Here is a 17,010-nt window from a genome sequence, read left to right on the forward strand (position 1 = left end):
GCCGGTCAAGGCCAGGGGCGGGACCGGGCGCTAGACTGCGCCGGTCGATTTCCGAGGACTTCCGCATGATCCGCCTCTCCTCCGCCGCCGCGCTGGCGCTGCTGCTGGGCTGCAACGCCGTCGGCTCCGGCGGCGACGCGACCACGGCGACCGCCGCGACCGCGGCCGCCCGGTCCGCCGACCTACCCCTGGTCACGGTGCGCAAGCACCCGAGCTGCGGCTGCTGCAGCGTCTGGATCGAGCACCTGCGCGATGCCGGCTTCCCGGTGCAGGCGCAGGACGTGGAGGACATGGCCACGGTCAAGGACGCCGCCGGCGTGCCGCAGGCGATGGCGTCCTGCCACACCGCCGAGGTCGGGGGTTATTTCGTCGAGGGCCACGTGCCGGCGGCGGACATCGCGCGCCTGCTGCGCGAGCGCCCGGCGGCGAAGGGACTGGCGGTGCCCGGCATGCCGCTGGGCTCGCCGGGCATGGAGCACCCCGAGGGCATCGTCCAGCCCTACGCGGTGATGCTGGTGCTCGAGGACGGCAGCAGCCGCGAGTACAGCCGCTACCCGCGCGACTGAAGGCGCAAGCGGGCGTGGCGCCCGCAGCGGCCGGTCAGCCGACCGCCTTCTCCGGGGCGATCGCCTCGATGATGCGGTTGAACACCTCGTCCAGGCCGCCGACGCCGTCGACGATGGTCAGCTGGCCGTGCTGGCGGTAGAACTCGATCACCGGCGCGGTCTGCTGGTCGTAGACCTCCAGGCGCTTGCGCACGGATTCGGGGTTGTCGTCGGCGCGGCCCTCGGCCTTGGCCCGGCCGGCCAGGCGATCGATGATCAGCTCGTTGTCGACGGTCAGCTGCACGGCGGCGTCGAACTTCTGCCCCAGGGCGGCCAGCAGCTCGTCCAGGGCCGCGGCCTGGGCAAGGTTGCGCGGGTAACCGTCGAGGATGAAGCCGGCGCGGGTGTCGTCGCGCGAGAAGCGGTCCTTGAGCATCCCCAGCAGGATGTCGTCGCTGACCAGCTCGCCGCGGGCCATCACTTCCTTGGCCTGCAGCCCGAGCGGGGAGCCCGCCGCCACTTCGGCGCGCAGCAGGTCGCCGGTGGAAATGTGCGGGACCTGCAGGTGCTCCTTGAGCCGTGCCGCCTGCGTGCCCTTGCCCGAGCCGGGCGCTCCCAACAGTACCAATCGCATCGAGGACTCCCACAGAAACCAGACCGGAAGCGGCCGCAGACCGTTGCTACACTCGGGCCGCCACCGCCGATTCAGGCGCCACTTTAACCCATCGAACCCGTCCTCCGACCTTCTCCAATAGGCGCATATGGCTTCCGGAACCCTCCTGTATTCCCAGTCCGGCGGTGTCACCGCCGTCATCAACGCCACCGCCTCGGGCGTGATTTCCGAGGCCCGCGCCCGCGGGATCAAGGTGCTGGCGGCGCGCAACGGCATCCTCGGCGCCCTGCGCGAGGAGCTGGTGGACACCTCGAAGGAGACCGCGGCCGCCATCCGCGGCCTCGCCCATACGCCCGGCGGCGCATTCGGCTCCTGCCGCTACAAGCTCAAGTCGGTCGAGGCCGACCGCGCGAAGTACGAGCGCCTGCTGGAGGTGTTCAAGGCCCACGACGTGCGCTGGTTCCTCTACAACGGCGGCAACGATTCGGCCGACACCGCCAACAAGGTCTCCAGGCTGGCGGCCGAGTTCGGCTATCCGCTGACCTGCATCGGCGTGCCCAAGACCATCGACAACGACCTGGCAGTGACCGATTGCTGCCCCGGTTTCGGTTCGGCCGCCAAGTACACCGCGGTGTCGGTGCGCGAGGCCGCGCTGGACGTGGCGGCGATGGCCGAGACTTCGACCAAGGTCTTCGTCTACGAAGCCATGGGCCGCCATGCCGGCTGGCTGGCCGCCGCCGCGGGCCTGGCCGGCAACGGCCCGGACCAGGCGCCGCACCTGATCCTGTTCCCGGAGCGCCCCTACGACGAGGCCGACTTCCTCAAGAACGTGAAGAAGGTGGTCGAGCGCGTGGGTTACTGCGTGGTCGTCGCCAGCGAGGGCATCCAGACCGCCGACGGGCGTTTCGTCGCGGATTCCGGCGGCGGCAAGGATTCCTTCGGCCACACCCAGCTCGGCGGCGTGGCCTCCTACCTGGCCGGCAAGGTCAAGGACCAGCTCGGCTACAAGGTGCACTGGACCCTGCCCGACTACCTGCAGCGCTCGGCGCGCCACCTGGCCTCGAAGACCGACGTGGACCAGGCGGTCGCGGTGGGCAAGGCGGCGGTGCAGTTCGCGCTCAAGGGCCAGAACGCCACCATGCCGGTGATCGTGCGCACCTCCGACCAGCCCTATCGCTGGAGGATCGGCAGCGCGCCGCTGGACAAGGTGGCCAACCACGAGAAGAAGTTCCCGAAGAACTTCATCCGCCGCGACGGCTACGGCATCACCGACAAGGCCCGCACCTACCTCCAGCCGCTGATCCGCGGCGAGCTGCCGCCCCCTTACGGCAAGGACGGCATCCCGGCCTACGTGACGCTCAAGAACGTGGCGGTGAAGAAGAAGCTGCCGGCCTGGGAAGGCTGAGCGGGCCCCGGCGGCCGGCGTCGATCGTATCCGCGATCGCGCCGGCCTCCACGAAACGCGGGGCATCGCCGAACTCGGGCCACCCCGCGCGCAGCGCCTGCAGTACCGCGGGCGCGGCACGGTGTGCCTCGAGCAGGGCCTCCGCGATGTCGGCGCAGGGCACCCGGGCATCCCTGCGGCACAGCAGCGGTCCCGGCGGAATCGCCGCCGAGCGCCACAGGACCGTGGCACCGGCCACCGGCATGGCGTCGTAGACGTCGGCGGCGAGGGCTGCGACCTCGACCCGCCCTTCCTGCAGCGCGAGCCGCGCCGCCTCGTGCGAGCCGGCGTAGACCACCTGCGCGAAATCTTCCGCGGTCAATCCGGCCCCGCGCAGCCGTGCCAGCGGCACGAAGCCGCCGGAAGCCGAATCCTCGCCCACCAGCGCCAGCCGCAACGATGCCGCCCGCTCCACGTCGAGCGCCTCGAGCGCGTCGACGGCGCGTGCCACGATCACCGCGCGATAGCGGGCGGCCTGCTCCGCCGGCACGTCCGGCACCGGCAGCGTGACCGCGCCGTCCCTCGCCTGCAGGTAGGCATGCAGGTTGGGCACGATGACGTCGGCCTCGCCGGCGCGGAATCCCGCCACCAGGGCCGAGGGCGAAGGCCACAGGCGCAGCTGCGTGGGCCGCCCGGCGACGGTGGACACGTAATCGGCCAGCGGCGCGATGGCGGTGGCCCGGTCGCGCGCGGGATAGGCGTAGGTCCCGACCACCAGCGGCGCATCGTCCGCGCGCGCGGCGGCGGGGATCGACAGCAGGAGCAGGGGCAGGAGAATCCGGAGCATGCGGCACGCTAGCACGCGCACCGCGGCTGCGGCTTTGCCCGGCGTGCCGGCCGCGCGCTTCAGGCCTCCAGCATCTCCAGGTTGCGCACCGCGCCCTTGTCCGCGCTGGTCGCGAGCAGGGCGTAGGCTTTCAGCGCGGCACTGACCCGGCGCGGGCGCGGCTGCGCCGGCTTCCAGCCGGCGGCGTCCTGCGCGGCGCGGCGCGCGGCCAGTTCGTCCTCCGGCACCAGCAGTTCGATCGCGCGGGCGGGGATGTCGATGCGGATCCGGTCGCCGTCGCGCACCAGGCCGATCGTCCCGCCCGCCGCGGCTTCGGGCGACACGTGCCCGATCGACAGGCCCGAGGTGCCGCCCGAGAAGCGCCCGTCGGTGAGCAGCGCGCAGCGCTTGCCCAGCCCCTTGGACTTCAGGTAGCTGGTCGGGTACAGCATCTCCTGCATGCCCGGGCCGCCCTTGGGACCTTCGTAGCGGATCACCACCACCTCGCCCGGCTGCACCTCGTCGCCGAGGATGCCCTGGACCGCCGCGTCCTGGCTTTCGAACACGCGGGCGCTGCCCTCGAACACGTGGATCGATTCGTCCACGCCGGCGGTCTTCACCACGCTGCCGTCGGGGGCGATGTTGCCGCGCAGGACCGCCAGCCCGCCGTCGCGCGAATACGCGTGTTCGACGCTGCGGATGCAGCCGCCGGCGCGGTCGGCGTCCAGCGTGGGCCAGCGCGTGGCCTGGCTGAAGGCGACCTGGGTCGGAATGCCGGCCGGGCCGGCGCGATAGAACGTCGCCACCGCCTCGTCATCGTTGCGCGCGATGTCCCAGCGCGCGATCGCCTCGGCCAGCGTCGGCGCATGCACGGTCGCCGCATCGGCGTGCAGCAGCCCGCCGCGCGCCAGTTCGCCGAGGATGGCCATGATGCCGCCGGCGCGGTGCACGTCCTCGACGTGGTAGTCGGGCGTGTTGGGCGCGACCTTGCACAGCTGCGGCACGCGCCGCGACAGCCGGTCGATGTCGTGCAGGGTGAACGGCACTTCCGCTTCGCGGGCCGCGGCCAGCAGGTGCAGGATGGTGTTGGTCGAACCGCCCATCGCGATGTCGAGCGTCATCGCGTTCTCGAACGCCTCGAAGGTGGCGATGCCGCGGGGCAGCGCGCGCCCGTCGCCGTCGCCGTACCACCGATGCACCAGCTCCACCGCGGTGCGGCCGGCGCGCAGGAACAGCTGTTCGCGGTCGGCGTGCGTGGCGAGCAGGGTGCCGTTGCCCGGCAGCGACAGGCCCAGCGCCTCGGTCAGGCAGTTCATCGAGTTGGCGGTGAACATGCCCGAGCACGAACCGCAGGTCGGACAGGCGCTGCGCTCGACCGCGGCGACCTGTTCGTCGGTCGCGGAAGGATCGGCGGCCATGACCATCGCATCGACGAGGTCGAGCTTGTGGTCGGCAAGACGCGTCTTGCCCGCCTCCATCGGCCCGCCGGAGACGAACACCGTCGGGATGTTGAGCCGCAGCGCCGCCATCAGCATGCCCGGCGTGATCTTGTCGCAGTTGGAGATGCACACCAGCGCGTCGGCGCAGTGCGCATTGGCCATGTACTCGACCGAGTCGGCGATCACCTCGCGGCTGGGCAGCGAATAGAGCATGCCGTCGTGGCCCATCGCGATGCCGTCGTCGACCGCGATGGTGTGGAACTCCCTGGCCACCCCGCCGACGCGCTCGATCTCGCGCGCGACCAGCTGGCCCAGGTCCTTCAGGTGCACGTGCCCGGGCACGAACTGGGTGAAGGAGTTGGCGATGGCGACGATGGGCTTCTGGAAATCCTCGTCGCGCATGCCCGTGGCGCGCCACAGCGCCCGGGCACCGGCCATGTTGCGGCCATGGGTGGAGGTTTTCGAACGGTATTCGGGCATGGACTTCGTGGGGATGACGCAATGCGTCAAAGCCGGGATTCTGCGGGCTTTGCGACGTTTCGGCTGCAATGATTTCACTGGCAACGAAATCAGATCGATTTTGTCAAGGCTTGCGCTTGACAAGGCCGGAAACGCGGGGGTAGTTTGCAGGAATGCTGCACCGCCACACCCCTGCGACGCATGCCCCCGACGCCAGCCCGGCGTCCATTCTCGTACTCGGCCTTATTACCTCGCCAACAGGTGCGGGTCGGTCGGGCGCGTAAGCAGGAAGCGCCAAATCGCTGAACCCCGCACCGCAAGGGCGGGGTTTTTTGTTGCCTTGCATCCACCCCATCCAACACACCGTTCCGCAGAGAGCCCAGACATGACCCAGCCTTCGATCCCCAAGCCCCGCATCGCCATCGTCGGTTATGGCAGCCAGGGTCGTGCCCACGCGCTCAACCTGCGCGACTCGGGCTTCGACGTCACGGTCGGCCTGCGCCCCGGCGGCCCGACGGAAGCCAAGGCCAAGGCCGACGGCTTCAACGTCAAGGCGCCGGCCGAGGCGGTGAAGGACGCCGACCTGGTGGCCGTGCTGACGCCGGACATGGTGCAGAAGAAGCTCTACGAGGAGGTGCTGGCGCCGAACCTCCGCCAGGGCGCGGTGCTGCTGTTCGCGCACGGGCTCAACGTGCACTTCGGCATGATCGCCCCGCGCGACGACCTGGACGTGGTGCTGGTCGCGCCCAAGGGTCCGGGCGCGCTAGTGCGCCGCGAGTACGAGATCGGCCGCGGCGTGCCCTGCATCTACGCCATCCACCAGGACCGCAGCGGCAGGGCCAAGGACTACGCGCTGGCCTATGCCGGCGGCCTCGGCGGCGCGCGCGCCAACCTGATCGAGACCACCTTCAAGGAAGAGACCGAGACCGACCTGTTCGGCGAGCAGGCCGTGCTGTGCGGCGGCGCCTCGTCGCTGGTCCAGGCCGGCTTCGAGGTGCTGGTGGAAGCCGGCTACCAGCCGGAGATCGCCTACTACGAAGTGCTGCACGAGCTGAAGCTGATCGTCGACCTGTTCTACGAAGGCGGCATCACCCGCATGCTCGAGTTCGTGTCCGAGACCGCGCAGTACGGCGATTACGTCAGCGGGCCGCGCGTGATCGACGCCGGCACCAAGGAGCGCATGCGCGAGGTGCTCAAGGACATCCAGGACGGCACCTTCACCAAGAACTGGGTGGCCGAGTACGAGGCCGGCCTGCCGAACTACAACAGGTACAAGCAGGCCGACCTGGAGCATCCGATCGAGCAGGTCGGCAAGAAGCTCCGCGAAAAGATGGTGTGGCTGGACAACTCCCCGAAGGAACAGAAAGAGGCCGCGTGATGAACGGTGCGCACTGGCTGGTGCAGGCACTCGAGGCCGAGGGCGTTGACACGCTCTTCGGCTACCCCGGCGGCACGATCATGCCGTTCTACGACGCGCTGCACGGCGCGTCGCTGAAGCACGTGCTGGTGCGCCACGAGCAGGGAGCGGCGTTCGCCGCGAACGGCTACGCGCGCGCCAGCGGCCGCGTCGGCGTCTGCGTCGCGACGTCCGGGCCCGGCGCGTCGAACCTGGTGACCGGCATCGCCGACGCCATGTTCGACTCGGTCCCGATGGTGGTCCTCACCGGCCAGGTGCCGACCTTCCTGATGGGCACCGACGCGTTCCAGGAGCTGGACGTGTTCGGCATGACCATGCCGATCGTCAAGCACAGCTTCCTGCCGCGCAGCGTCGACGAGCTGCCGCGGATGTTCGCCGAGGCGTTCCGCATCGCCCGCAGCGGGCGTCCCGGGCCGGTGCTGATCGACCTGCCCAAGGACGTGCAGATGGCGGATGCCGCGCACCTGCCGGTGCACTCGCCGCTGCCGGTCGAGCCGGTGCCGGGCCCGCCGGACGCGTCGCTGCACGAGGCCGCCGCGCTGATCTCGCAGTGCACGCGGCCGGTGGTCTATGCCGGCGGCGGCGTGGTGCTGGGCGATGCGATCGACGCCTTCCGCGAGTTCGTCGACCTCACCGGCCTGCCCACCGTGCTCACGCTCAAGGCGCTGGGCGCGTTGCCGGCGCAGCACCCGTCCAACCTGGGCATGCTGGGCATGCACGGCAGCCGCGCGGCCAACATGGCGGTGCAGGAATGCGACCTGCTGTTCGTGGTCGGCGCGCGCTTCGACGACCGCGCCACCGGCAAGCTGGCCGAATTCGCGCCCAATGCGCGCGTGGTGCACCTGGACGGCGACTGTTGCGAGATCGGCAAGCTGCGCAGCGTCGACGTGTCGGTGCCCGGCGACCTGGCGCAAAGCCTGGGCCGCCTCGCCGCGCCGCTGGCGGCGCAGATGGAAGGACGCCACGCCGCCGCGCGCAAGGCCTGGCGCGAGACCTGCGCCGAGCGCCGCAGCCGCCATGCGGCGCGCTACGACGCACCGGGCGACAAGGTCTACGCGCCCGCCCTGCTCAAGCGCATGAGCGAGCTGGCGCCGCACGCGATCGTCGCCTGCGACGTCGGCCAGCACCAGATGTGGGTGGCGCAGCACTGGCGTTTCCAGCATCCGCGCCAGCACCTGACCAGCGGCGCCCTCGGCGCGATGGGCTTCGGCCTGCCCGCGGCGATGGGCGCCCAGGCCGAAAGCCCGGCCGCGCAGGTGATCTGCGTCAGCGGCGACGGTTCGTTCATGATGAACATCCAGGAGCTCGCCACCATCCGCCGCTACCGGCTGCCGGTGAAGATCATCCTGCTGGACAACTCCGCGCTGGGGATGGTCCGCCAGTGGCAGGAGCTGTTCTTCGAGAAGCGCTATTCGGAGATCGACCTGTCCGACAACCCGGACTTCGCCGAGGTCGCGCGCGCCTTCGGCATCGAGGCCCTGCACGTGGACAGGGCGGCGAACGTCGACGACGCGCTGCGTGCCCTGCTCGCGGCCGAAGGCCCGGCGCTGCTGCACGTGGCCATCGACACCGCCGCCAACGTCTGGCCGCTGGTCCCGCCCAATCACAACAACGCGCAGATGATGGATCCCGACGACGCCGGCACGCTGGATACCGGCGAACCGGCCTCCGCCTCCGCGCCCACGCCCGCCTCCGGAGCCCCGAGCAATGCGCTACCAGCTTGACTTCGTCCTGCGCCGCGCCGAGGGCGTGCTGCCGCGCGTGCTCGGCGCGACCGAGCGCCGCGGTTTCCGGCCGCTCTCGGTCGATGGCGAAGCCGGCGCGGACGGCGAGCAGTGGCGTCTGCGCGTGACCGTCGAGGGCGAACGCGCCGACACCACCCTGCAGGCGCAGCTGTCCAAGCTCTACGACTGCCTGTCCGTCCAGGTCCAGCCCTGTCCCTGATCCCGTCCTCCCCCCTCCTCCGGACCCGCCATGAGCGCCACCGTCACCCCCATCGCCGAAGCACAGGCCCGCCACGCGGCTTCGGCGCAACCCGCCCCCGCACAGACCCTGTCCTGGTTCGATGGCGCCCTGGTGCCTGCCGAAGAGCTGACCGCGGGCCTGACCACGCACGCGATGCACTACGGCAGCGGCGTGTTCGAAGGCATCCGCGCCTACGCCACGGACGACGGCGCGGCGGTGTTCCGGCTGCCCGAGCACCTGGAGCGCATGCGCAAGGGCGCCGAGATGTTCGGCCTGCCGTTCGACGCCGCGCAGTGCGCCCTGGCGACGCTGGAGACGCTGCGCGCCAACGGCCACCGCGATGCCTACATCCGGCCGCTGGCCTGGTTCGGCGAAGGCAGCTTCGGCCTCGACGTGGAAGGCCACGTGCCGCACATGATGGTCGCCACCACCGCCACCCACGTGCATCTCAACGGCAGCCGCGCGCGCCTGGGCGTGGGCAGCTGGCGGCGCAACCCGGCCGATTCGCTGCCGCCGCTCAAGCTGTGCGGCGGCTACGTCAACTCGATCCTGGCCAAGCGCGAGGCCAAGGCCCGCGGCTTCGACGAGGCCCTGTTCACCGACCGCGAGAACAACGTGGTCGAGTGCACCGGCGCGAACGTGTTCATGGTCCGGGACGGGCGCCTGACCGCGGTCGAGCACCGCGACGCCCTGCCCGGGATCACCCGCGACACCCTGCTGCAGCTCACCGGCGCCGAATCGCGCAGGGTGCCGCTGTCGGAGCTGCTGGACGCCGACGAGGTGTTCGCCTGCGGCACCGCCGCCGAGGTGGCGCCGGTGGCGCAGATCGAGGAGCGCGTCTACGGCGACAATCCGGTGACGCGCGAACTGCAGGCGCTGTACGCGCGCGTGGTGCGCGGCCAGGAGCCCGCCTGGCGCCACTGGCTGACGGCGGTCTGATGGACCCTGCCGTAGCCAGCGCCATCGACGTGACCGCCAGCGACGTGCTGGCGGCGCAGGCGCGGCTGCGCAGGTACCTGGACGTCACCCCGACGCACTACGCCGAACGCTTCGGCACCTGGCTCAAGCTCGAGAACCTGCAGCGCACCGGTTCGTACAAGGTGCGCGGCGCGCTCAACGCGCTGCTGGCCGCGCGCGAGCGCGGCGACGACCGCTACGTGATCACCGCCTCGGCCGGCAACCACGCCCAGGGCATGGCCTGGGCCGCCTACCGGCTGGGCATTCCCGCGATCACGGTGATGCCGCGCAGCGCACCGGAGACCAAGGTGGCCGGCGTCGCCCACTGGGGCGCCACCGTGCGCCTGCACGGCGAGACCTACGACGAGGCCAAGGCCTTCGCGAAGGAGCTGGCCGAGCAGAACGGCTTCCGCCTGCTTTCGGCCTTCGACGACCCGGACGTGATCGCCGGCCAAGGCACGGTGGGCCTGGAGATCGCCGCGGCGATGGAGCCGGACGTGGTGCTGGTGCCGATCGGCGGCGGCGGCCTGGCCTCCGGCGTGGCGCTGGCGCTGAAGTCGCAGGGCGTGCGCATCGTTGGCGCCCAGGTCGAGGGCGTGGATTCGATGACCCGCGCGCTGCGCGGCGACCGCAGCCTGGTCGATCCCCGCGCCAGCCTGGCCGACGGGGTCCGGGTGAAGGAGCCCGGCTACCTGACCGAGCAGATCCTGCGCGAGCTGCTCGACGACATCGTCATCGTCCGCGAGGCCGAACTGCGCGAGACCTTGGTGCGGCTGGCGCTGGAGGAGCACGTGATCGCCGAGGGCGCCGGCGCGCTGGCGCTGGCCGCCGGCAAGCGCGTGGCCGGCAAGCGCAAGTGCGCGGTGGTCTCCGGCGGCAACCTCGACGCCGGCGTGCTCGCCACCCTGCTCTCGGAGGTTCGCCCGCGTCCGCCGCGCAAGCCGCGCCGGCGCGTGCGCGAGCGACTTCCATTGCCGGCGGGCAAGCAACCCCCGCTCCCCGCCGGCCTTCTCCCGCCCGCCACCGAAGCACCGCCGCGCCCAGGCGCCGCAGCCAGTACCATCCGCAAGAGCATTCCCGAGGAACTCCTCGCATGAGCACCACCACCGAACACGTACGCATCTTCGACACCACCCTGCGCGATGGCGAGCAGTCGCCCGGCTGCAGCATGACCCCGCAGCAGAAGGTGGTGATGGCGCGTGCGCTCGCCGAACTCGGCGTCGACATCATCGAGACCGGCTTTCCGGCCAGTTCGCAGTCCGACCGCGACGCCACCGCCCAGATCGTGCGCGAGTTGCGCGGCACCACGCTGGCGGTGCTCTCGCGCTGCCTGCCGGGCGACATCGAGGCCTCGGCACGCGCCCTGGAAGGGGCGGCGAAGCCGCGCATCCACGTCTTCCTGTCCACCAGCCCGCTGCACCGCGAACACAAGCTGCGCATGAGCAGGCAGCAGGTGATCGACTCGATCGGCACCCACGTGGCGCTGGCGCGCCGGTACGTCGAGGACATCGAGTTCTCGCCCGAGGACGGCACCCGCACCGAGGAGGACTTCCTGCACGAGGCGGTAGGCGTGGCGATCGCCGCCGGCGCCACCACCATCAACGTGCCCGACACGCTGGGTTACACCACGCCCGAGGAGATCCGCGGGCTGTTCGAGCGCATGATCGCCAACATCCCCGGCGCGAAGGACGTGATCTTCAGCGCGCACTGCCACAACGACCTCGGGCTGGCGGTGGCCAATTCGCTGGCGGCGATGGAAGGCGGCGCGCGCCAGATCGAATGCACGATCAACGGCATCGGCGAGCGCGCCGGCAACGCGGCACTGGAGGAGCTGGTGATGGCGCTGAAGGTGCGCAACGCCTTCTACGGCATCGACACGCGCATCGACACCCGCCGGCTGGTGCCCACTTCGCAGCTGCTGCAGCGCCTGATCGGCATGCCGGTCCAGCGCAACAAGGCGATCGTCGGCCAGAACGCGTTCGCGCACGAGTCGGGCATCCACCAGCACGGCATGCTGCGCAACCGCAGCACCTACGAGATCATGAATCCCTCCGACGTGGGCTGGCCCGACACCAAGATGGTGCTGGGCCGCCACAGCGGCCGCGCCGCGGTCGGCCATCGCCTGCGCGCGCTGGGCTACACCATGGAGGACGAGCAGCTCGACCAGGTCTTCGCGCGCTTCAAGGAGCTGTGCGAGCAGCAGCGCGTGGTCGAGGACGACGACCTGGAGCGGCTGATCGACGGCGGCACCGTCGGTCAGGGCTACCGGCTGTCGTCGATGACGATCAGCGACCGCGGCCAGCGCGCCAGCGCGCAGGTCGAACTGTCGGATCCGGATGGCCGCAAGCTGAGCGAGAGCGCGCTGGGCGATGGCCCGGTGGACGCGCTGTTCGCGGCGCTGTCCAACGCCACCGGCGTCAAGCTGTCGCTGGAAAGCTACAGCGTGCACAGCGTCGGCCTGGGCACCGACGCGCAGGGGGAAGCCTCGCTGAGCGTGCACCACGAGGGCGTCGAGTACCAGGGCAGCGGCACCAGCCGCGACATCATCGAGGCCAGCGCGCTGGCCTGGCTGGACGTGGCCAACCGCATCCTGCGCCGCGCGCCGTCGGCCACGCCCGGCGTCGACGCCCGCGCCACGGCCTGATCCACCGCTCCGCCGCCGCCGGCCTGCGGGGCCGGCCCGACACGCACGCGCGGGCCCGCCCGCGCGCCTTTTCCACGCTGCCACAGAAGTCCATGCACGCTGACATCGTCGTACTACCCGGGGACGGCATCGGCCCCGAGATCGTCTCCGCCACACTGCCCGTCCTCGCCGCCGTCGCGAAGCGCTACGGCCACAGCTTCTCCTTCGCCGAGCACGACATCGGCGGCATCGCGATCGACCGCCACGGCGAGCCGCTGCCGGCGGCGACGCTCGAGGCTGCGCGCAAGGCCGATGCGATCCTGCTCGGCGCCGTGGGCGGCCCCAAGTGGTCCGACCCCAACGCGAAGGTGCGACCCGAGCAGGGCCTGCTGGCGATCCGCAAGGCGCTGGGCCTGTTCGCCAACCTGCGTCCGGTCAGACCGCATGCCTCGGCGCTGGGCGCCTCGCCGATCAAGTCCCATCTGCTCGAGGGCGTGGACATCGTGGTGGTGCGCGAGCTCACCGGCGGCATCTATTTCGGCGACAAGAACCGCAGCGACACCGAGGCCACCGACCTGTGCCGCTACAGCGTGGCCGAGGTCGAGCGCGTGGTGCGCAGCGCCGGGGCGCTCGCGCGCCAGCGTCGCGGCCACCTGACCTCGGTGGACAAGGCCAACGTGCTGGAGACCTCGCGCCTGTGGCGCGACGTCGCCACGCGCGTGATGCGCGAGGAGTTCCCGGACGTGACGGTCGAACACCAGCTGGTCGACTCGATGGCCATGCACCTGCTGTCCAGGCCGCGCGCCTACGACGTGATCGTCACCGAGAACATGTTCGGCGACATCCTCACCGACGAGGCCTCGATGCTGGCCGGCTCGCTGGGCCTGCTGGCCTCGGCCTCGCTGGGCGCGGGCAAGGTGGGCATCTACGAGCCGATCCACGGCTCGGCCCCCGACATCGCCGGCAAGGGTATCGCCAACCCCTACGCGACGATCCTGAGTGCGGCGCTGCTGCTGCGCCACTCGCTGGGACTGGTCGAGGAGGCCGAGGCAGTCGAGGCCGCCGTGTCCGCGGCGCTGGACGCGAAGGTGTTCACCACCGATCTCGCCGCGCCCGGCCAGGGCGTGGATACCGCCGGCGCGGCGCGCGCCGTGATCGAGCGCCTCGGCTGACCCTGGCGGCGGTCGGCGCGCACAGACAGAGGACCCAGATGGCGATGCTTTCCCGGAACGACTTCCTCGCGCGCATCGAGCGGCGCGATCCCGGCCAGCCCGAGTTCCTGCAGGCGGTGAAGGAGGTCACGGCCAGCCTGTGGCCGTTCCTGGATCGCTTCCCCGAGTACGGCCGCGACGGCCTGATGGAGCGCCTGGTCGAACCGGAGCGCGTCATCCAGTTCCGGGTCAGCTGGGTGGACGACCGCGGCCAGGTCCAGGTCAACCGCGCCTGGCGCGTGCAGCACAGTTCGGCGATCGGGCCGTTCAAGGGCGGCATGCGCTTCCACCCGACGGTGAACCTGTCGATCCTGAAGTTCCTGGCGTTCGAACAGACCTTCAAGAACGCGCTCACCACCCTGCCCATGGGCGGTGGCAAGGGCGGCGCGGATTTCGATCCCAAGGGCAAGAGCGACGGCGAAGTGATGCGCTTCTGCCAGGCACTGATGCTGGAACTGCACCGCCACCTCGGCCCGGACACCGACGTGCCCGCCGGCGACATCGGCGTCGGTGCGCGCGAGGTCGGCTACATGGCCGGCATGATGAAGAAGCTGTCCAACCATGCCGGCGCCGTGTTCACCGGCAAGGGTCTGTCCTACGGCGGCAGCCTGATGCGGCCGGAAGCGACCGGCTACGGCACGGTCTACTTCGTCGAGCAGATGCTGCACCACGCGCGCCGCGAGACACAGGGCGCGCGCGTGCTGGTGTCCGGTTCGGGCAACGTCGCGCAGTTCGCCGCGCTCAAGGCCGACGAACTGGGCGGCAAGGTACTGACCTTCAGCGATTCGGACGGCACGCTCTACGCGCGCGACGGCTTCGACGCCGAGGCCATCCGCGAGGTCGCGGAGCTCAAGAACCTGCGCCGCGGCCGGCTGTCCGAACTCGCCGGCGACGCGCGCTTCGACTACCTGCCCGGCAAGCGGCCCTGGCATATCCCGGCCGAGATCGCCCTGCCCTGCGCCACCCAGAACGAACTCGACGGCGACGACGCGCGCACCCTGGTGGGCAACGGCGTGGTCTGCGTCGCCGAAGGCGCGAACATGCCGTCCACGCTCGAGGCGGTCGACGTGTTCCTCGAATCGGGCACGCTGTACGCGCCGGGCAAGGCCAGCAACGCCGGCGGCGTGGCGACCTCGGGCCTGGAGATGAGCCAGAACTCGCTGCGCCTGTCCTGGCACCATGCCGAGGTGGACGAGCGGCTGCACGCGATCATGAAGGAGATCCACGGCCACTGCGTGCGCCACGGCAAGCGCGAGGACGGCAGCGTCAACTACGTGGACGGCGCCAACATCGCCGCCTTCGTGAAAGTCGCCGACGCGATCCTGTCGCAGGGCGTGTACTGAGCCGCGAAGGATGCACCGGCCGGAGACGGCGCATCCATCGTCAGGACGTCAGCCTGCGGCGCCGAACAGCCAGGGCTGGGCGGCGCGGTGGCGTGCCTCGAACGCCGCGATCGCCTCGCGCTCCTGCAGGGTCAGGCCGATGTCGTCGAGGCCGTTGAGCAGGCAGTGCTTGCGGAAGGCATCGACCTCGAAGCGGTACTGCACGCCATCCGGACGCATGACCGTCTGCGCGTCCAGGTCGACCGTGAGCCGGTAGCCTTCGGTCGCCTCGCACTGCGCGAACAGGGCATCGACCTCGCCGTCCGCCAGCACGATCGGCAGCAGGCCGTTCTTGAAGCTGTTGTTGTAGAAGATGTCGGCGAAGCTCGGCGCGATGATGGCGCGGAAGCCGTACTCCTCCAGCGCCCACGGCGCGTGCTCGCGCGACGAGCCGCAACCGAAGTTCTCGCGGGCCAGCAGCACGCTGGCCCCTGCATAGCGCGGGAAGTTCAGCACGAAGCCCTGGTTGACCGGGCGGTGGCTGTTGTCCTGCCCGGGCTGGCCGACGTCGAGGTAGCGCCATTCGTCGAACAGGTTGGGGCCGAAGCCGGTGCGCTTGATCGACTTCAGGAACTGCTTGGGGATGATCTGGTCGGTGTCGACGTTGGCGCGGTCCAGCGGGGCGACCAGGCCGGTATGGGTGGTGAACGCTTTCATCTCGGCGGGCCTCAGGCTGGCGTCAGTTCGCGCACGTCGACGAAGTGGCCGGCCACGGCGGCCGCGGCGGCCATCGCCGGACTGACCAGGTGGGTACGCCCACCGGCACCCTGGCGGCCTTCGAAGTTGCGGTTGGAGGTGGAGGCGCAGTGTTCGCCGGCGCCCAGCTTGTCGGGATTCATTGCCAGGCACATCGAGCAGCCCGGCTCGCGCCACTCGAAGCCGGCCTCGATGAAGACCTTGTCCAGGCCCTCGGCCTCGGCCTGCGCCTTGACCAGGCCCGAGCCCGGCACCACCAGCGCCTGCTTCACGTTGGCGGCGACCCTGCGTCCGCGCGCGACCTGGGCGGCGGCACGCAGGTCCTCGATGCGCGAGTTGGTGCAGGAGCCGATGAACACGCGGTCGAGCCGGATCGAGCGGATCGGCTGGTTCGGCTGCAGCCCCATGTACTTCAGCGCGCGCTCGATCGAATCCTTCTTGACCGGATCGGCTTCGCGCGCCGGATCCGGGACGTTCTGGTCGACCGCCAGCACCATCTCCGGCGACGTGCCCCAGCTGACCTGCGGTTTGATGTCCCCGGCGCGCAGCTCGACCACGGTGTCGAAGTGCGCGTCGTCGTCCGACACCAGGGTCTTCCACAGCGCGACGGCCGCGTCCCAGTCGGCGCCCTTCGGCGCGAACGGGCGGCCCTTCACGTAGTCGATGGTCTTGTCGTCGACAGCGACCATGCCCACGCGCGCGCCGGCCTCGATCGCCATGTTGCAGATCGTCATGCGGCCTTCGATCGACAGGTCGCGGATCGCGCTCCCGGCGAATTCCAGCGCATGGCCGTTGCCGCCCGCGGTGCCGATGCGGCCGATCACCGCCAGCACGATGTCCTTGGCGGTGACGCCGGGGCCGAGTTCGCCCTCGACGCGCACCTGCATGTTCTTCATCTTCTTGGCCACCAGGCACTGCGTGGCCAGCACGTGCTCGACCTCCGAGGTGCCGATGCCGTGCGCCAGCGCACCGAAGGCGCCATGCGTGGAGGTATGCGAATCGCCGCAGACCACGGTCATGCCCGGCAGGGTCGCGCCCTGCTCCGGACCGACCACGTGGACGATGCCCTGGCGCGCATCGTTCATCTTGAACTCGAGGATGCCGAAGTCGTCGCAGTTCTCGTCGAGGGTCTGCACCTGCAGGCGCGAGACTTCGTCGACGATGGCGTCCAGCCCGCCCTGGCGCTCGGCCTTCGTGGTCGGCACGTTGTGGTCCGGCGTGGCGATGTTGGCGTCCACGCGCCAGGGCTTGCGGCCGGCGAGGCGCAGCCCTTCGAAGGCCTGCGGCGAGGTGACCTCGTGGAGGATGTGGCGATCGATGTAGATCAGCGAGGAACCGTCGTCGCGGCGCTTGACCTCGTGCATCTCCCACAGCTTGTCGTAGAGCGTCTTGCCTGCCATCGGTCTGTTTCCGTCTGGTCCGTGGTCCGGGTGGCACGCGGCCCAGGCCACGCGCACGGCCATGCTAGGCACTTGCGACCGATAACTCCAATT

The 17,010-nt window shown here is 70.6% G+C and carries 15 protein-coding genes; 10 read left to right on the plus strand and 5 right to left on the minus strand.

Features of this window, described 5'->3' with window-relative positions; all coding sequences use genetic code 11:
* The first annotated feature begins 65 nt into the window (after positions 1-65).
* A complete protein-coding gene (locus tag ACFQ2D_RS08880) occupies positions 66-566 on the plus strand; it encodes a DUF411 domain-containing protein (RefSeq protein ID WP_280942152.1) in 501 nt (166 codons plus the stop codon).
* Positions 567-600: 34 nt separating this feature from the next.
* Here the strand turns inward: ACFQ2D_RS08880 and ACFQ2D_RS08885 are convergent, their stop codons facing one another.
* Positions 601-1,179 carry an adenylate kinase gene (locus ACFQ2D_RS08885; protein WP_280942153.1) on the minus strand — a complete coding sequence of 193 codons (579 nt, stop codon included), beginning with the start codon at positions 1,177-1,179 and terminating at the stop codon, positions 601-603.
* A 127-nt stretch (positions 1,180-1,306) separates the two neighbouring features.
* Here ACFQ2D_RS08885 and ACFQ2D_RS08890 point away from each other — a divergent pair, with 127 nt between their 5' ends.
* Positions 1,307-2,563 carry a 6-phosphofructokinase gene (locus ACFQ2D_RS08890; protein ID WP_280942154.1) on the plus strand — a complete coding sequence of 419 codons (1,257 nt, stop codon included), beginning with the start codon at positions 1,307-1,309 and terminating at the stop codon, positions 2,561-2,563.
* On the opposite strand, the gene ACFQ2D_RS08895 is transcribed toward ACFQ2D_RS08890, so the two are convergent.
* Together ACFQ2D_RS08895 and ilvD are read right to left on the minus strand one after the other, a co-directional pair.
* Positions 2,517-3,389 (minus strand): phosphate/phosphite/phosphonate ABC transporter substrate-binding protein, encoded by an 873-nt coding sequence (locus tag ACFQ2D_RS08895; protein WP_280942155.1) that lies wholly within the window; start codon positions 3,387-3,389, stop codon positions 2,517-2,519. The genes ACFQ2D_RS08890 and ACFQ2D_RS08895 overlap by 47 nt on opposite strands.
* A 59-nt stretch (positions 3,390-3,448) precedes the next feature.
* Entirely contained in the window at positions 3,449-5,287 is a 1,839-nt protein-coding gene (gene ilvD / locus ACFQ2D_RS08900; protein WP_280942156.1) for a dihydroxy-acid dehydratase, read from the minus strand.
* A 364-nt stretch (positions 5,288-5,651) separates the two neighbouring features.
* On the opposite strand from ilvD, the gene ilvC reads away from it, so the two are divergent.
* From ilvC to gdhA, 8 genes are all read left to right on the plus strand, one after another.
* Complete coding sequence (gene ilvC / locus ACFQ2D_RS08905) at positions 5,652-6,644, plus strand: ketol-acid reductoisomerase (protein ID WP_280942157.1); 993 nt, start codon at positions 5,652-5,654, stop codon at positions 6,642-6,644.
* Positions 6,644-8,407 carry an acetolactate synthase 2 catalytic subunit gene (gene ilvG, locus ACFQ2D_RS08910; protein ID WP_280942158.1) on the plus strand — a complete coding sequence of 588 codons (1,764 nt, stop codon included), beginning with the start codon at positions 6,644-6,646 and terminating at the stop codon, positions 8,405-8,407. The genes ilvC and ilvG overlap by 1 nt, the downstream gene beginning before the upstream one ends.
* The gene (locus ACFQ2D_RS08915; RefSeq protein ID WP_280942159.1) at positions 8,391-8,627 is read left to right on the plus strand and encodes an ACT domain-containing protein; all 237 of its coding nucleotides are present in this window, start codon (positions 8,391-8,393) and stop codon (positions 8,625-8,627) included. Before ilvG ends, ACFQ2D_RS08915 begins: the two co-directional genes overlap by 17 nt.
* A gap of 30 nt (positions 8,628-8,657) precedes the next feature.
* The gene (locus ACFQ2D_RS08920; RefSeq protein ID WP_280942160.1) at positions 8,658-9,587 is read left to right on the plus strand and encodes an aminotransferase class IV; all 930 of its coding nucleotides are present in this window, start codon (positions 8,658-8,660) and stop codon (positions 9,585-9,587) included.
* Positions 9,587-10,702: a threonine dehydratase gene (locus ACFQ2D_RS08925; protein ID WP_342457124.1), complete on the plus strand. Its 1,116-nt coding sequence runs from the start codon at positions 9,587-9,589 to the stop codon at positions 10,700-10,702. Before ACFQ2D_RS08920 ends, ACFQ2D_RS08925 begins: the two co-directional genes overlap by 1 nt.
* Positions 10,699-12,249 (plus strand): 2-isopropylmalate synthase, encoded by a 1,551-nt coding sequence (locus tag ACFQ2D_RS08930; protein WP_280942161.1) that lies wholly within the window; start codon positions 10,699-10,701, stop codon positions 12,247-12,249. The genes ACFQ2D_RS08925 and ACFQ2D_RS08930 overlap by 4 nt, the downstream gene beginning before the upstream one ends.
* A 92-nt stretch (positions 12,250-12,341) precedes the next feature.
* Positions 12,342-13,400, plus strand: a complete 1,059-nt coding sequence (leuB, locus tag ACFQ2D_RS08935) for a 3-isopropylmalate dehydrogenase (RefSeq protein ID WP_280942162.1) — start codon at positions 12,342-12,344, stop codon at positions 13,398-13,400.
* A 38-nt stretch (positions 13,401-13,438) separates the two neighbouring features.
* Complete coding sequence (gene gdhA / locus ACFQ2D_RS08940; protein ID WP_280942163.1) at positions 13,439-14,782, plus strand: NADP-specific glutamate dehydrogenase; 1,344 nt, start codon at positions 13,439-13,441, stop codon at positions 14,780-14,782.
* A 48-nt stretch (positions 14,783-14,830) separates the two neighbouring features.
* Here the strand turns inward: gdhA and leuD are convergent, their stop codons facing one another.
* Together leuD and leuC are read right to left on the minus strand one after the other, a co-directional pair.
* The gene (gene leuD / locus ACFQ2D_RS08945; protein WP_280942164.1) at positions 14,831-15,478 is read right to left on the minus strand and encodes a 3-isopropylmalate dehydratase small subunit; all 648 of its coding nucleotides are present in this window, start codon (positions 15,476-15,478) and stop codon (positions 14,831-14,833) included.
* 11 nt (positions 15,479-15,489) lie between these two features.
* On the minus strand, positions 15,490-16,917 hold the full coding sequence (gene leuC, locus ACFQ2D_RS08950; RefSeq protein ID WP_280942165.1) for a 3-isopropylmalate dehydratase large subunit: 1,428 nt from the start codon (positions 16,915-16,917) through the stop codon (positions 15,490-15,492).
* Positions 16,918-17,010: the final 93 nt, after the last annotated feature.

This window comes from Luteimonas composti (genome assembly GCF_042678665.1).
In the GTDB taxonomy this organism is placed as follows: domain Bacteria; phylum Pseudomonadota; class Gammaproteobacteria; order Xanthomonadales; family Xanthomonadaceae; genus Luteimonas; species Luteimonas composti.

Coding starts and splice junctions, on each gene's coding strand:
- ACFQ2D_RS08880 (WP_280942152.1), top strand. CDS start 66: ATGATCCGCCTCTCCTCCGCCGCCGCGCTGGCGCTGCTGCTGGGCTGC.
- ACFQ2D_RS08885 (WP_280942153.1), bottom strand. CDS start 1,179: ATGCGATTGGTACTGTTGGGAGCGCCCGGCTCGGGCAAGGGCACGCAG.
- ACFQ2D_RS08890 (WP_280942154.1), top strand. CDS start 1,307: ATGGCTTCCGGAACCCTCCTGTATTCCCAGTCCGGCGGTGTCACCGCC.
- ACFQ2D_RS08895 (WP_280942155.1), bottom strand. CDS start 3,389: ATGCTCCGGATTCTCCTGCCCCTGCTCCTGCTGTCGATCCCCGCCGCC.
- ilvD (WP_280942156.1), bottom strand. CDS start 5,287: ATGCCCGAATACCGTTCGAAAACCTCCACCCATGGCCGCAACATGGCC.
- ilvC (WP_280942157.1), top strand. CDS start 5,652: ATGACCCAGCCTTCGATCCCCAAGCCCCGCATCGCCATCGTCGGTTAT.
- ilvG (WP_280942158.1), top strand. CDS start 6,644: ATGAACGGTGCGCACTGGCTGGTGCAGGCACTCGAGGCCGAGGGCGTT.
- ACFQ2D_RS08915 (WP_280942159.1), top strand. CDS start 8,391: ATGCGCTACCAGCTTGACTTCGTCCTGCGCCGCGCCGAGGGCGTGCTG.
- ACFQ2D_RS08920 (WP_280942160.1), top strand. CDS start 8,658: ATGAGCGCCACCGTCACCCCCATCGCCGAAGCACAGGCCCGCCACGCG.
- ACFQ2D_RS08925 (WP_342457124.1), top strand. CDS start 9,587: ATGGACCCTGCCGTAGCCAGCGCCATCGACGTGACCGCCAGCGACGTG.
- ACFQ2D_RS08930 (WP_280942161.1), top strand. CDS start 10,699: ATGAGCACCACCACCGAACACGTACGCATCTTCGACACCACCCTGCGC.
- leuB (WP_280942162.1), top strand. CDS start 12,342: ATGCACGCTGACATCGTCGTACTACCCGGGGACGGCATCGGCCCCGAG.
- gdhA (WP_280942163.1), top strand. CDS start 13,439: ATGGCGATGCTTTCCCGGAACGACTTCCTCGCGCGCATCGAGCGGCGC.
- leuD (WP_280942164.1), bottom strand. CDS start 15,478: ATGAAAGCGTTCACCACCCATACCGGCCTGGTCGCCCCGCTGGACCGC.
- leuC (WP_280942165.1), bottom strand. CDS start 16,917: ATGGCAGGCAAGACGCTCTACGACAAGCTGTGGGAGATGCACGAGGTC.